Consider the following 16,716-nt stretch of genomic DNA (forward strand, 5'->3'; position numbering starts at 1 on the left):
GCACAGGGGTCTGACTCACGGGGCCCCGGGTAAGCGACAGCCGGCCACTGTGTCGCCCACGGAAATGGGGTTTCCTTCAGATGGTGGACGACGGAACGCTGCGCGAATACCTGAAACTGGTCACCACGGATCTGCACCGGACCAGGCAGCGGTTGCGCGAGGCCGAGAAAGGAAATCGGGAGCCGATCGCCGTCGTCGGCATGGGCTGCCGTTTTCCCGGCGGGGTGTCCACGCCGGAGGAGCTGTGGCGGCTCGTGTCGGCGGGTGCCGACGCCGTCGGCCCGTTCCCCGAGGACCGCGGCTGGCAGCAGTCCGGACTGCTCGGCGAGGACGGCCGCGGCCAGGACACCGGCTCCGCCGGCGAAGGCGGTCACGACGACGGCCGCGACGGCGGCGGTTTCGTCCGGGAGGGCGGATTCGTCGGTGACGCCACCCGGTTCGACGCGGGGTTCTTCGACATCTCGCCGCGTGAGGCCCTCGCCATGGACCCGCAGCAGCGGCTGCTGCTGCAGACGTCCTGGGAGGCCGTGGAGGCCGCGGGTATCGATCCGTCGTCGCTGCGCGGCAGCCGCACCGGTGTGTTCGTCGGTGCCAACGACCAGCACTACACCTCGCTGCTGGCCGGCGCCGAACAGGACAACCAGGGCTATCTGCTGACTGGTGGCGCGACCGCCGTGATCTCCGGCCGGGTGGCCTACTCCCTGGGCCTGGAGGGTCCCGCGGTCACCGTGGACACCGCCTGCTCGTCGTCGCTCGTCGCCCTGCACCTGGCGTGCCAGTCGCTGCGGCGGGGCGAGAGCACCCTGGCGCTCGCCGGCGGTGTGACCGTGATGGCGACGCCCGGTGTGTTCTCCGAGTTCAGCCGGCAGGGCGGGCTGGCCGCCGACGGCCGGTGCAAGTCCTTCGCGGCGGCGGCCGACGGCACCGGCTGGTCCGAGGGTGTCGGTGTCCTGGTGGTGGAGCGGCTGTCCGACGCGCTCCGGCTGAACCACCCGGTGCTCGCGGTGGTGCGCGGTTCGGCGGTGAACCAGGACGGCGCGTCCAACGGGCTGACCGCGCCCAACGGGCCCTCACAGCAGCGGGTGACACTGCAGGCCCTGGCGGACGCTCGTCTGGCGCCCGGTCAGGTCGACGCCGTGGAGGCGCACGGCACCGGCACGAGCCTCGGCGACCCGATCGAGGCCCAGTCGCTGATCGCGGCGTACGGTCAGGACCGGCCCGCGGGCCGGCCGTTGTGGATCGGCTCGGTCAAGTCCAACATCGGCCACACGCAGGCCGCCGCCGGCGTCGCGTCGGTGATCAAGATGGTGCAGGCGCTGCGTCACGGCGTCCTGCCGCGGACCCTGCACGTCGACGAGCCCACCGGGCACGTCGACTGGAGCGCCGGCTCCGCCCGGCTGCTCACCGAGGCCCGCGACTGGCCGGAGACCGGCGAACCGCGCCGGGCGGGCGTCTCCTCGTTCGGGCTGAGCGGCACCAACGCCCATCTGATCCTGGAGCAGGCACCCCCGGCGGAGCCCCGGCCGGAGCAGGACGCGGCCCCGGCGGCGCGCCGGCCGGCCGGTGTGCCGCTGCCGTTCCCGGTGAGCGCGAGGTCGGCGTCCGCGCTGCCCGGGCAGGCCGCCCGGCTGCGGGCGCGGGTGGCGTCCGACCCCGGGCTCGACCTCACCGGCCTCGCCCACGCCCTGGCGACGACCCGCGCGGCGCTGCCGCACCGGGCCGTGGTGACCGCGGGCAGCCGCGAGGAGCTGCTCGACGCCCTGGCCGCCGTCGAACAGGGCGCCCAGAGCCCCGGGGTGCGGTACGGGGTGGCCCGCGGGAGCCGTCCGGCGGGGAAGCTCGCGATGCTGTTCACCGGTCAGGGTGCGCAGCGGGCCGGTATGGGCCGCGAACTGTACGCCGTGGAGCCGGTGTTCGCGCGGGCGCTGGACGAGGTGTGCGCGGCGATGGACCCGCACCTGGAACGCCCGTTGCGCGAGGTGCTGTTCGCGGAGCCGGATTCGTCCGCGGCCGGGCTGCTGGACCGCACCGAGTACGCCCAGCCGGGGCTGTTCGCGATCGAGGTCGCGCTCCACCGGCTGTTCACGCACTGGGGTGTCGCCCCCGACTACCTGCTGGGCCACTCCGTCGGTGAACTCGCCGCGGCCCATGTGGCCGGGGTGTGGTCGCTGCCGGACGCCTGTGCGCTCGTCGCTGCCCGGGGCCGGCTCATGCAGCGGATGGCCGGGGACGGCGCGATGCTCGCGGTCCGGGCCGGCGAGGACGAGGTCCGTGCGACGCTCGCCGCGCACGCCCCCGGGGCCGTCGTCGTCGCCGCCGTCAACGGGCCGGCCGACGTGGTCGTCTCCGGCGACCGCGACGCCGTCGTCCGGCTGGCCGCCCACTGGGCGGAGCAGGGGGTGCGGACCCGGCCCCTGCGGGTGTCCCACGCCTTCCACTCCGCCCACATGGACCCGATGCTCGACGAGTTCCGCGCGATCGCCGCCGGGCTGACGTACGGGTCCCCCACCGTCCCGGTCGTCTCCAACGTCACCGGCACGGTGGCCGGGGCCGAGGAGCTCGCCGACCCCGACCACTGGGTCCGCCAGGTCCGTGAGGCGGTGCGGTTCGGGGACGGTGTCGCCTGGCTCGACGGGCACGGTGTGGACCGGTACCTCGAACTCGGACCGGACGGTGTCCTCGCCGCCATGGCCGGCGAGTCGCTCGCGCACCGTGACGAACCCGCCGTCGTGGTGGCGGCGTTGCGGCGTTCCCTCGGCGAGCCGGCCGCCGCGACAGCGGCCCTGGCCGAGCTGCACGCGCACGGTGTGACCCCCGACTGGACGGCCGTGCTCCCCGGTGTGACCGGCCTGCCGGTGGCGCTGCCCACCTATGCCTTCGAGGCGGAGCACTACTGGCCGCGGCTGTCGTGGGCGCCCGGCGACGTGACGGCGGCCGGGCTCGGCGCCACCCGGCACCCGCTGCTGGGCGCCGGTGTCTCCGTCGCCGACGGCGACGAACTGCTGTTCTTCGGGTGGCTCTCGCCCGGCCGGCCGCAGTGGTCGGCCGACCACGTGGTCCTGGGGCGCACCGTGCTGCCGGGCACCGCGTTCGTGGAACTCGCGGTCCGCGCGGGCGACCAGGCCGGTTGCGGCGGCGTCGAGGAGCTGGTGCTCGAGACGCCGCTGGTGCTGCCCGAGCGGGGCGGAGTGCAGGTGCAGGTCGCGGTCGGCGCCGCCGACGGGGCCGGGCGGCGGGACGTGACCGTGTACGCGCGGCCCGGCGCCCCCGCGGACGAGGGGTGGCCCGAGCGCCCCTGGACCCGGCATGCGAGCGGTGTCCTGGCCCCGGAGCCGCCCGCGGGCCGGGGCCCGGACGGCGACTGGGCGCGGCAGTGGCCGCCGGCCGGCGAGGACGTGCCGGTGGAGGGCGTGTACGAGCTGCTGGAGGCCGCCGGACTGGAGTACGGCCCGGCCTTCCGCGGCGTCCGGAGCCTGTGGCGGCTCGGCGGCGAGGTGTTCGCCGAGGTGTCCCTCGCGGAGTCCGAGGAACCCCGGGCGCGTGCCTACGGCATCCATCCGGCGCTGCTCGACGCCGCTCTCCAGGCCGCGGCCGGAGCCGGCCCGTCCGCTCCGGGCACGGCGGGGATCCCGTTCTCCTTCACGGGCGTCACTCTGCGGGCGTCCGGCGCCGCGGCGCTGCGGGTCCGGCTGACACCGCTCGACGGCGGCGGCGTCGCCGTCGCTGCCGCGGACCACGACGGCGAGCCGGTCCTCTCGGTCGACCGGCTGGTCGTCCGCCCCGTGGCAGCGCCGCCCGGGGCCGCCGACGAGGCGGACGGTCTCTGCCGTCTCGAATGGACCCCGCTCGCCGCCGGCCGGGCCTCCGGTACGGCGCCGTCCGGCGTGGCCGTGGACGCCTTCGGGCCGGCCCCGCTGCTCCCCGACGGCCCGCTGCCGCGGACCGTGGTGCTGCGCGCCGACGGCCCGGCGGCGGATGCCGCCGCCGGGCCGGCCCGGGCGCGGGCGCTGACCGGGCGGGTGCTGGACGCGCTCCAGCAGTGGCTGGCCGACGAGCGGTGCGCCGATGCGCGGCTGGTCGTCCTCACCCGCGACGCGGTGCTCGCCGCCCCCGGCGACCGGGCCCCCGATCCGGCCGCCGCCGCGGTGTGGGGTCTGGTGCGGGCCGCGCAGTCCGAGGAACCCGGCCGCTTCGTGCTGGTGGACACCGACGGCGACGGTGTGCCCTGGCAGGCCGTCACGGCCGCGGTGGAGGCGGGCGAGCCGCAGATCGCCGTGCGGGCGGGGGCGGCCTTCGCCGCCCGGCTGGTGCGGGCCGCGCATCCGTCCGGTCTGCCCGTGCCGGCGGCGGCGTCGTGGCGGCTCGCCACGCGGGAGCCCGGCACCCTGGACGGACTCTGGCTCGCGCCCGCGGAGCCGGCGGAGCCGCTCGGTCCGGGACAGGTGCGTTTCGCCGTGCGGGCCGCGGGGCTGAACTTCCGCGACGTGCTGTACGCGCTGGGCATGTACCCGGGCGAGGTGGAGCTCGGCGGCGAGGCCGCGGGCGTCGTCCTGGAGACGGGGCCGGAGGTCTCGGGCCTGGCGCCCGGCGACCGGGTCATGGGTGTGTGCACCGGCGCGTTCGGGCCGGTCGCGGTGACCGATCACCGGCTGCTGGCACCGATGCCCGCGGACATGACGTTCGCGGAGGCGGCCGCAGTGCCGATCGCCTACGCCACCGCCTACTACGGTCTGGTCGACCTGGGCGGGCTGAAAGCCGGCGAGGCGGTCCTGGTGCACGCCGCCGCGGGCGGTGTGGGCACCGCCGCCGTCCAGCTCGCCCGGCACCTCGGCGCCGAGGTGTTCGCCACCGCCTCCCCGGGCAAGTGGGACGCGGTACGGGCCATGGGTGTCCCCGACGACCACATCGCCTCGTCCCGGGACCTCGGTTTCGAGGACAGCTTCGCCGCCGTCACCTCCGGGCGCGGGGTGGACGTCGTCCTCGACGCGCTCGCGGGCGAGTTCGTCGACGCCTCGCTGCGGCTCCTGCCGCGTGGCGGCAGGTTCGTCGAGATGGGCAAGAGCGACATCCGGGACGCCGACGAGGTCGCCGCCGCCCATCCGGGCGTCCGCTACCGGGCGTTCGACCTGGTGGAGGCGGGCCCCGCGCGTATCGGGGAGATCCTGGCCGAGCTGCTGGAGCTGTTGCGGGCCGGGGCGCTGCGGCTGCCGCCGGTGCGGGCGTTCGCCCTGCCGCAGGCGCCGGACGCGTTCCGTCACGTCAGCCAGGCCCGGCACATCGGCAAGGTGGTCCTCACCGTCCCGCGGGCGCTCGACCCCGACGGCACCGTCCTGGTCACCGGGGGCACCGGCGGTCTGGGCGCACTGCTGGCCCGGCATCTCGTCACCGCCCACGGTGTGCGCCGTCTCGTGCTGCTCAGCCGGAGCGGTCCGGACGCGCCGGGCGCGGGGGAACTGGCCGCCGAACTGGCCGAGCTGGGCGCCGACGTCGAGATCGTGGCCTGCGACGTGGCCGACCGCGACGCGCTCGGCGCCGTGCTCGGCGCGATACCGGCCGGCCGTCCCCTGACCGGTGTGTTCCACACCGCCGGTGTGCTCGACGACGGGACCGTCGGGGCGCTGACGCCGGAGCGGCTGGATACCGTGCTGGGGCCCAAGGCGGACGCCGCGTTCCATCTGCACGAACTGACCCGTCGTCATGACCTGGCGGCCTTCGTGCTGTTCTCCTCGGTCGCCGGGACCCTCGGCGCTCCCGGTCAGGGCAACTACGCCGCGGCCAACGCCTTCCTCGACGCCCTGGCCCAGCACCGGCACGCCGCCGGTCTGCCCGCGCTGTCGCTGGCCTGGGGCGCCTGGGACGGCACCGCCGGCATGGCCGCCCGGCTCACCCGGGTGGACCGCGACCGCGTCGCTCGCTCCGGCTTCCCGCTGCTGGCCGCCGGCCACGGACTCGCCCTCCTCGACACCGCGCTGGCCGCGCCGCACGCGGCCCTGGTGGCGACCGGGCTGGACACCGCGGCCCTGACCGCCGCCGGTTCGCTGCCGCCGATGCTGACCGGTCTGGTCCGTCCCGGTGCCCGGCGCACGGTCAGCGATGCCGCGCCGGTGGAGCGCGGCGCCTGGGCCGACCGGCTCGCCGCGCTCGCCCCGCAGGACCGTGCCCGGTTCCTGCTCGACCTGGTCCGTTCGGCCGCCGCCGCGGTCCTCGGCTTCTCCGGCCCGCGGGCGGTCGAGGAGGGGCGGGCGTTCAAGGAACTCGGCTTCGACTCGCTGACCGCCGTCGAACTCCGCAACCGGCTGGCCGCGGCCACCGGGCTGCGGCTGCCGGCCACCCTGGTCTTCGACCACCCGACGCCCCGCCTGCTGGCAGCGATGCTCGGCCGGGCCGTGGTGGGCGACCGCGAGGAGACGGTCGACGTCCCCGGGACGGCGGACGCGCCCGCGCCGGCCGACGATCCGATCGCGATCATCGGGATGAGCTGTCGGCTGCCCGGCTCCGCCGACACCCCCGACGCGTTGTGGCGGATCGTCAGCGAGGGCGTCGACGCCATCGCTCCGTTCCCCGACGACCGCGGCTGGCGGCCCGACTCCGTCTACGCGGCCGACAGCGCCGGGGCCGGTCTCAGCCGGACCTTCGAGGGCGGGTTCGTCGACGGCATGGCGGACTTCGACGCCGAGTTCTTCGGCATCGGCCCGCGTGAGGCCCTCGCCATGGACCCGCAGCAGCGGCTGCTGCTGGAGACCGCCTGGGAGGCGGTCGAGCACGCCGGGATCGCCCCCGGCTCGCTCGCCGGCAGCCCCACCGGTGTCTTCGTGGGCGCGGCGTCGACCGGCTACGGCACGGGCCCGCTGGACATCCCCGAGGGGACGGGCGCGCATCTGCTGCTGGGCACGTCGACGAGCGTCGCCTCCGGCCGGGTCTCCTACGTGCTCGGCCTGGAGGGCCCCACCCTCACGGTCGACACCGCCTGTTCGTCCTCGCTGGTGGCCATGCACATGGCCGCCGAGGCGCTGCGCCGCGGTGAGTGCTCGATGGCCCTGGTCGGCGGTGTCACCGTCATGACCACGCCGAGCATGTTCACGGAGGGCAGCCAGGGCGGCGCGCTGGCCGCCGACGGCCGGTGCAAGGTGTTCTCCGCCGACGCCGACGGCACCGGCTGGAGCGAGGGCGCCGGGATGCTCCTGACCGAGCGGCTCTCCGACGCCCGGCGCAACGGCCACCGTGTGCTGGCGGTGCTGCGCGGCTCCGCGGTCAACCACGACGGCGCCAGCAACGGTCTGACCGCACCGAGCGGTCCGGCCCAGCAGCGGGTCATCCGCCGGGCGCTGCGCAGTGCCGGCCTGGAGCCCCACGAGGTCGACGCCGTCGAGGCGCACGGCACCGGAACCGCGCTCGGCGACCCGATCGAGGGCGGGGCCCTGCTTGCCGTGTACGGGCAGGAGCGGCCCGCCGGGCGCCCGCTGTGGGTCGGCTCCGTGAAGTCCAACATAGGCCACTCCCAGTGCGCCGCCGGGGTCGCCGGCGTCATCAAGATGGTGCAGGCCCTGCGCCACGAGGTGCTCCCGGCGACGCTGCACGCCGCGGAGGCGACGCCGCACGTCGACTGGTCGTCCGGGGCGATGCGGCTGCTCACCGAGCCGGTGCCGTGGCCGCGCGACGGCGTCGTGCGCCGGGCAGGTGTGTCGTCGTTCGGCATGAGCGGCACCAACGCCCACGTCGTCCTGGAGGAGGCTCCGGCCGAGCCGGCGCCCCGGACGGCCGACGCTCCGGCCGCCGCGCCCGTGGTCGCCGAATCGCCGGTGCCGTGGGTGCTGTCCGGCCGGACGGAACCGGCGCTGCGCGCCCAGGCGGCGCGGCTGCGCGAACGGCTCGTCGAGCGGCCCGGCCTCGCCGCCCCGGAGTCCGTCCCGGAGGTGGCCCGTGCCCTGGCCACCGGCCGGACCGCGTTCCGCCACCGCGCCGTCCTGCTCGGACCCGATCCGGCGCGCTACCTCGACCAGTTGGACGCCCTGGCCGCGGGCCGCGGTGTCCGGGGCCTCGTCAGGGGCGAGACGGGACCGGGCGGCCCGGTCGCGTTCGTCTTCCCCGGGCAGGGCTCGCAGTGGCCGGGTATGGCCTCGGAACTGCTGCGTACCGCACCGGTGTTCCGTGACGCGCTGAGCGAGTGCTCGGCGGCGATCGCGGAGCACGCCGGCTGGTCGGCCGAGGACGTCCTGCGGGGCGTCGAGGGGGCCCCGTCGCTGGAGCGGCTGGACGTCGTCCAGCCGGCCCTGTTCGCGATGATGATGTCCCTGACCGCGCTGTGGCGGGCGCACGGCATCGTACCGGAGGCCGTGGTCGGGCATTCGCAGGGCGAGATCGCGGCGGCCTGCGCTGCGGGGGCCCTGACCCTGCCGGACGCGGCGCGGATCGTCGTGGCCCGCAGCCGGCTGCTCGCCTCCCTGGACAGCGCCGGCGCGATGCTGGCGGTGACCCTGCCCGCCGGTGAACTCGCCGAGCGGATGGCTCGGTGGCCGGGTCGGCTGCACCTCGCCGCCGTCAACGGCCCCCGGGCCACCGTGGTGTCGGGCGACCTCGAGGCGGTCGGGGAGCTCGCCGCGGCGCTGGCCGCCGACAGGATCGCCGCCCGCCGGATGCCGATCACCGGCGCCGCCCACTCTCCCGAGGTCGAACGGCTCCGCGACGAGGCGCTCGCCGCGTTCGACGGGATCGCCCCGCGGGCCGCGGCCGTCCCGCTCTACTCGGCCGTCGACGGCGGCCCGGTCGACGGCGCCGCCCTGGACGCGGAGCACTGGTACCGGAACATGCGGCTGCCGGTGCGATTCGCCCCGGCCGTCGCCGCCATGCTGCGCGACGGCTTCCGCGCCTTCGTCGAGCCCAGCCCGTATCCGTCGCTGACCGCGAACGTCGAGGACGTCGCCGACGCCGAGGGCGCCGACGACACGGTCGTCGTCACGACGCTGCGCCGCGACAACGGCGGTCCGGGCCGCTTCCGGGAGGCGGTGGCGACCGCGTTCGCCCGGGGCCTCGCCCCCGACTGGGACGCCGTCCTGCCCGCGCCGGGCGCCTCGGCCGCCCTCCCCGAGCTGCCCGGATACCCGTTCCAGCGGCGGCGGTTCTGGCTGGAGCCCGCCGCACCGGCCGTGGCGACGGCGGGTCCCGGCGTCGCCGACCCGGCCGACGAGGCGTTCTGGGACGCGGTCGCGGGCGGCGATCCGCTGGCGCTCGCCGACGCGCTCGACGTGTCCGACCCGCAGCGGCGCGAGCTGCTGGAGGGCGCCGCGTCCGTGCTGCCCGTCCTGTCGGCGTGGCGTGCCGAGCGTGGTGACCGGTCCACCGTGGACCGCTGGCGCTACCGGATCCGGTGGCGGCGCACCACCCGGCTTCCGCGGCCGGTGCTGTCGGGCGTCTGGCTCCTCGTCGCCCCGGCCCACGACCCCGGCGGTGTCGCCCGCCGGATCTCCGGGGCGCTCGCCGAACGGGGCGTCACCCAGGTCCTGACGGTGACCGTCTCCGACGACGACCCGTACGGCGAGGGTCTGGCCGCCGGCCTCGCGGACGCCGTGGCCCGGGCCGCCGACGGCGCGGGCCCCGGCCCGGCGGGTGCCCGTGTCGCCGGGCTGCTGTCCCTGCTCGGCCTCGACACCCGCCCCGGCCCCGGTGGCGTGGCGAACGGTGTCGCCACCACGCTCGCGCTGGTCCGGGCGGCCGAGGACCTCGGCGTGGCCGCGCCCCTGTGGGCGGCGACCCGCGGCGCGGTGTGCGTCGGCGAGGCCGACCCGGCGCCGGACCCGGCCCAGTCGGGGCTGTGGGGCCTCGGGCTGGCCGCGGGGCTGGAACTGCCCGCCCGCTGGGGCGGTCTGGTGGACCTGCCGGCCGAGCTCGACGACCGGGCCGCCGACCGTCTGGCCGGGGTCCTGGCCGGTGAGAACGGCGAGGACCAGGTCGCTGTACGCCCCGCCGGGGTCTTCACCCGCCGCCTGGTGCGCGCGCCGCTGGGCCACGCTCCCCGCACCGAACCGTGGCGGCCGACCGGCACCGCGCTGGTCACCGGCGGCACCGGCGCTCTCGGCGCGCACGTCGCCCGCTGGCTGGCCGGGCTGGGCGCGCCCCGTATCGTCCTGATCAGCCGCAGCGGACCGCAGGCGCCGGGCGCCGCGGAGCTGGCCGCGGAACTGACGGCGGCCGGCACCGAGGTGCTGATCGAGGCCTGCGACGTCGGCGACCGCGAGGCGCTGCGGGCGCTGCTCGCGGGGCTCGACGACGGCCCGCCCGTGACCACCGTCGTCCACGCCGCCGGGGTGACCCGGTCCGCGTCCGTCCTGGACACCACGGCCGAAGAGGTCGCCCAGGTGATCGCCGCGAAGGCCGACGGCGCGCGTCATCTCGACGAACTCCTCGGCGACGGCCTCGACGCGTTCGTCCTCTTCTCGTCGGGCGCCGCCGTCTGGGGCGGCGCCGGCCAGGCGGCCTACGCGGCCGCCAACGCCCATCTCGACGCGCTGGCGCTGCGGCGCCGCCGGCAGGGCCGGACGGCCACGTCGGTGTCGTGGGGCGGCTGGGACGGCGGCGGTATGGCGGACGCCGAGGCGATCGAGCTCCTCGGACGGCGCGGTCTGCGGCTGATGCCGCCTCAGCTCGCCCTCGTCGCCCTCGGGCAGGCCCTCACCCACGACGAGACGCTGCTCACCGTCACCGACATGGACTGGGCCCGCTTCGTCCCCGGCTACACCGCGGCCCGTCCCCGTCCGCTGATCGGCGAGATCCCGGAAGCGGCGCGGGCCCTGGCCGACGCCGACGGCGGCGACGGCTCCAGCGACGAGGCGGGCTCCGGTCTCGGCCGTCAGCTCGCCGCGCTGCCCGCGGGCGAACGCCGGCCGTTCCTGCTGACCCTGGTGCGCACCGAGGCCGCCGCCGCGCTGGGCCACACGGGTCCGGCCGACATCGAACCGGGCCGCGCCTTCCGGGACCTCGGGTTCGACTCCCTGACCGCCGTCGACATCCGCAACCGGCTGCGCGCCGCGACCGGCCTGCGGCTGCCCACCACCATCGCCTTCGACCATCCGACGCCGAACGCGCTGGCGGGCTTCCTCGCCGACGAACTGCTCGGCGCGTCCGCGCCCGCCGGTACGCCCGCGGCCGGTACCGCGGCGGAGGCGGGGGCCGCGGCCGGGTCCGCCGACGAGCCCGTCGCCATCGTCGGCATGGGCTGCCGGTTCCCCGGCGGGGTGCGCTCGCCCGAGGACCTGTGGGACCTCGTCGTCCACGGCCGTGACGCGATCACCCCGTTCCCCGACGACCGGGGCTGGGACCTCGACGCCCTCTACGACCCCGACTTGTCGCGGCCCGGCAGTTCGTACGTCCGCGAGGGCGGCTTCCTGGACGGCGCGGGCGACTTCGACGCCGAGTTCTTCGGCATCAGCCCCCGCGAGGCGATGGCGATGGACCCGCAGCAGCGGGTGCTGCTGGAGACCGCCTGGGAGGCGCTGGAGCGCACCCGCGTCGACCCTGCGGGGCTGACCGGCAGCCGCACCGGCGTGTTCGTCGGCACCTCGTTCCAGGGCTACGGGCTGGGCGACGCCGACGCGCTCGGCGCCGCCGAGGGATTCTTCCTCGCCGGAACGGGAACGGCCGCGGTGTCCGGGCGCCTGTCCTACAGCCTCGGCCTGGAGGGCCCGGCCGTCACCGTCGACACCGCCTGCTCCTCGTCACTGGTCGCGCTGCACCTCGCCTGCCAGTCGCTCCGGCAGGGCGAGTGCGACCTGGCCCTGGCCGGCGGTGTCACCGTCCTGCCCACGCCGGTGTCCTTCACCGAGTTCAGCCGCCAGCGCGGCCTGGCGCCCGACGGCCGCTGCAAGCCGTTCGCCGCCGCGGCCGACGGCACCGGCTGGAGCGAGGGCGTCGGAGTCGTCGCCGTGCAGCGCCTCAGCACCGCCCTGGCCGAAGGCCGGAACATCCTGGCCGTGGTTACCGGTTCCGCCGTCAACCAGGACGGCGCCAGCAACGGACTGACCGCGCCCAACGGCCCCTCCCAGCGCCGCGTCATCGCCGCCGCCCTCGCCGGCGCCCGGCTGGACGCCGGCGACGTCGACCTCGTGGAGGCGCACGGCACCGGCACCCCGCTCGGCGACCCCATCGAGGCCCAGGCCCTGCTGTCCGTCTACGGGCCGGGACACTCCGCGGAGAACCCGCTGTGGCTCGGCTCGGTCAAGTCGAACATCGGCCACTCCCAGAGCGCCGCGGGCATCGCCGGAGTGATCAAGACCGTGATGGCGCTGCGGCACGGCGTCCTGCCGCCGACCCTGCACGTCGACGAGCCCACCCCGCACGTGGACTGGTCCGAGGGGTCGGTGGCGCTGCTCACCGAGGCGCGGCCCTGGCCGGAGACCGGCCGGATCCGCCGGGCCGCTGTGTCCTCCTTCGGCGGCAGTGGCACCAACGCCCACGCCATCCTCGAACAGGCATCGCCCGCACCGGCGCACGACGACGGCGACGAGGCACCCGACGCACCGCCCCGCGCGACGGCCGGCGAGGCGCCCGACGCGACGTCCTCCGCCACCGGCGCCGGGGCACCGGCCGCGCTGCCGTGGCTGCTGTCCGGGCGCAGCGAGCGGGCCCTGCGGGAGCAGGCCCGACGGCTGCACGACCACCTCGGGCGTGGGCCCGCGCCGGAGGCGGGCGACGTCGCCTGGTCGCTGGCCACCACCCGGACCGCGTTCGAGCACCGTGCGGTGCTGCTCCCGGGCGACCGCGACGCCTTGGCCGCCCTGGCAGCCGGGGAACTCCCCGCCGGGGCGGTCCTCGGCCGGGCCGTCGAGGGCCGCACCGCGTTCGTCTTCCCCGGCCAGGGGTCGCAGTGGGCCGGTATGGGCGGCCCGCTGCTGGAATCCGACGCCGTGTTCGCCGAGACGGCCGCCGCGTGCGACGAGGCGTTCGCCCGTCACACCGACTGGTCCGTGCTCGACGTCCTGCGCGGCGCCGACGGCGCGGCCTCGCTGGAGCGCGACGACGTCGTCCAGATCTCGCTGTTCACCGTGATGGTCTCGCTGGCCGCGATGTGGCGCTCCTGGGGCGTCGAACCCGACGCCGTGGTCGGCCATTCGCAGGGCGAGATCGCCGCCGCGTACGTCGCCGGGGCGCTCTCCCTGGACGACGCGGCACAGGTGGTCGCCCTGCGCGCCGACCTCCTCGCGAGCATCGTCGGCCGCGGCGGCATGCTGTCGGTGGCGCTGCCGGCCGTGGAGATCGAGAAGCGGCTCGCCGCGTGGGAGGGCCGCCTCTGTCTCGCCGTGCGCAACGCGCCCGGCACGAACGTCGTCAGCGGCGACCGGGACGCGCTCGCGGAGTTCGCCGCGGCGTGTGCCATGGAGGAGATCCGCGTCAAGCCGGTCCGGATCGGCTACGCGTCGCACTCGCACCATGTGGACGGGCTCGCCGGCCCTCTGCGGGAGGCGCTGGCGGACATCCGGCCGCGGACGGGGGCGGTCCCGTTCTTCTCCAGCGTGACCGGCGGCTGGGTCGAGGGGGCCACGCTGGACGGCGCGTACTGGTTCGACAATCTGCGCCGCTGCGTCGGGTTCGAGCCCGCCGTGCGCTCTCTCGCCGCCCAGGGCTACCGGCATTTCGTCGAGGTCGGTCCGCACCCCCTGCAGGTCATGGGCATCCAGGAGACGCTCGAGGACATCGGCGACGACGGCGTCCCGTGGCCGCAGCCAGTCTCCTCGCTGCGCTCCGGGCAGGGCGACGCGGCCCGTATGCTCGCCTCCGCCGCCCAGGCGCACGTGTCCGGCATCCGTGTCGACTGGCGCAAGGTGCTGGGCGGCCGCGGCGCACGCGCCGTCGATCTGCCCACCTACGCGTTCCAGTCCGACCGGTACTGGATGAGCTCGCCGGGGACGGTGTCCGGGACGGACCCGTCCGGCGCCGGGCTGGACGCCACCGCGCATCCGGTGCTCACCGCCGCCGCTCCGGTGGCGGGCACCGACACCCTCCTGCTGACCGGCCGGATGTCGACCCGGACCCACCCGTGGCTCGCCGACCACGCCGTCCTCGGCACCGTCCTGGTGCCCGGTACCGCCTTCGTCGATCTCGCGGTCACCGCGGGCGGCCGGGCCGGCTGCCCGTTCGTCGAGGAACTCACCCTCGAGACGCCGCTGGTGCTGTCCGACACGGACGCCGTGCGCGTCCAGGCCGTCGTCCGGCCGCCGGACGACACCGGGCGGCGGTCCGTGGGCGTCTGGTCCCGGCCAGACGACGGCTCACCGGACTTGGGCGACGCCGACGGCGACTGGGTGCTGCACGCCACCGCCACCGTCGCGCCCGCCGCGCCCGTGGCGGCGGAGCCCGAGGGTCTGGCGCAGTGGCCCCCGGCCGGAGCGGCCGAGATCGACCTCGGAGGCTTCTACGACGACCTCGCGGCCCTCGGCTACAGCTACGGGCCCGCGTTCCAGGGCATGCGTGCCGCCTGGCACCATGACGGAGCGGTGTACGCGGAGGTCGCTCTCCCAGACGGCCCGGAGGCCGACGGCTTCGCCGTCCACCCGGCCCTTCTGGACGCGGCGCTGCACGGCATCGGCATGCTGCGGTCGCTGGGCGGGGGAAGCGAACCGGTCCGGGCGGAACTGCCGTTCGCCTGGCGCGGTGTGCGGCTTCTGCGGCACGGCGTGCGGGCCCTGCGGGTCCGGCTGACCCTGGGCGGGACGGGCGGCATCGGTGTGACCGTCGCCGGCACCGACGGCGCGCCGGTCGCCACGGCGGACTCGATCGTCTCCCGGCCCGTGCCGGACGGTTTCGGCGCGGGACACCCGTCCCGCAACGCGCTGTTCCAGGTCGACTGGGCGGAGGTGGGAGGCGTCCCGGCGCCCCCCGTGCCGTCCTGGACGGTGTACGGCCCCGACCCGCTGGACCTCCACGCCGGGCTCCTGGCGGCCGGGGCGCCGGTCCACCGGGCCGACGACACCGACGGCTCCGGTGGCTCCGACGGCTCCGGCTTCGGCGACGAGGCCGGTGCGGGCGTCGTCCTCGCGTCCCTGGCCACAGCGGACGGGTCCGCGGAGCTGGCCGGCGTGCCGCGCGACGCGCTCCGGCTCGTGCGCCGGTGGCTCGCCGACGAGCGACGCGCGGACGCCCGCCTCGTGATCGTCACCCGGGGCGCCGTGGCGGCCGACGTCGACACTGACACTGACACGGACATCGGTGATCTCGCGGGAGCCGCGGCCTGGGGGCTGATCCGCTCCGCACAAGCCGAACACCCCGGCCGGTTCGTCCTGGTCGACCTCGACGGCCCCGTCTCGCCCGACGTGCTCGCCGAGGCACTGAGCTGCCCGGAACCGCAGGTGGCGGTGCGCGCCGGCCGGTTGTACGCGCCGCGCCTGGCGCGGGCCGAGCGGCCGGCGGAGACGTCCCTCGACGCCGGTGGCACGGCGCTGATCACCGGCGGCACCGGCACCATCGGCTCGGCGCTCGCCCGGCATCTGGCCGCCGAACACGGCGTCCGCCGGCTCGTGCTGACCAGCAGGCGCGGCCCGAAGGCACCGGGTGCGGACGGCCTCGTGGCCGACCTCGCCGCCCTGGGCTGCGAGGCCACGGTCGTGGCCTGCGACATCGGCGAACGGGACGAGGTCGCCGACCTGTTGCGGACCGTCCCGGCCGACCGGCCGCTGCGCATCGTGGTGCACGCGGCCGGGGCACTCGACGACGGCCTGGTCACCGGCCTCGACGACGCCCGGCTCGACCGGGTGCTGCACGCCAAGGCGAACGGCGCGTGGCATCTGCACGATCTGACCCGGGACCTGGAGCTGTCCGCGTTCGTGCTCTTCTCCTCGGCCTCGGCGACGTTCGGCGCCGCGGGGCAGGCCAACTACGCCGCCGCGAACGCGTTCGTGGACGCCCTCGCCCACCACCGCCGGGCCCGCGGGCTGACGGCGGTGTCCATGGCGTGGGGCCCGTGGGCCGAGGCGAGCGGCATGACCAGCGGGCTCACCGACGCCGACGTCCGGCGCGTCGAACGGCTCGGTGTGACGCCGATGTCCACGCGGGACGGCATGGCGCTGTTCGACGCCGCGCTCGGCTCCGCCACCGCGGTCGCCGTCCCGATGCTCCTCGACACCGGTGCGCTGCGCATCCGTTCCGAGACGGCGCCGCCGCTGCTGCGGGAGCTCGTCCGGCCCGGCCGCCCCTCCGCCGTCGCCACCGGCGACGACGGGGCGGAGCTGCGCCGCCGCCTCGCCGACCTCGGCGACGCCGAGGGCCACAAGGCGGTCCTCGACCTCGTCCGCACCCAACTCGCCGTCGTCCTGGGCCACTCCGGTGGTGAGGCGGTCCGGCCCGACCGGGGCTTCCTCGAAACCGGCGTCGACTCCCTCACCGGCGTCGAACTCCGCAACCGGCTCGCGGCCCTGACCGGGCTGCGCCTGCCGGCCACCCTGGTGTTCGACCACCCCACGCCGATCGCCCTCGCCCGGTACCTCCGCGCCGAACTGCTGCCGGAGCCGGTGGCCCCGTCCGCGCGCGCCCTGGAGGAACTCGGCCGGCTGGCGGAGGTCCTGGCCGCCGTGTCCCCCGACGACGCCGACCGTGCCACGGTCGGCAGCCGGCTGCGGGAGCTGCTCGCCGGGTGGAACGACGGACGGCAGCGGCCCGATGACGCCGTCAGCCTCGAAACGGCGACCGCCGAGGAGCTGTTCCAGATCCTCGACGAGTCCGACTGAACCGCCG

At 76.6% G+C, this 16,716-nt stretch carries 1 protein-coding gene; it reads left to right on the forward strand.

The features are described 5' to 3' along the window. Positions 1-80: 80 nt before the first annotated feature. On the forward strand, positions 81-16,709 hold the full coding sequence (locus AC6F7H_RS00700) for a type I polyketide synthase (RefSeq protein WP_500754545.1): 16,629 nt from the start codon (positions 81-83) through the stop codon (positions 16,707-16,709). Positions 16,710-16,716: the final 7 nt, after the last annotated feature.

This window comes from Streptomyces sp. MMS24-W38 (assembly GCF_059889265.1).

Coding starts and splice junctions, on each gene's coding strand:
- AC6F7H_RS00700 (WP_500754545.1), top strand. CDS start 81: ATGGTGGACGACGGAACGCTGCGCGAATACCTGAAACTGGTCACCACG.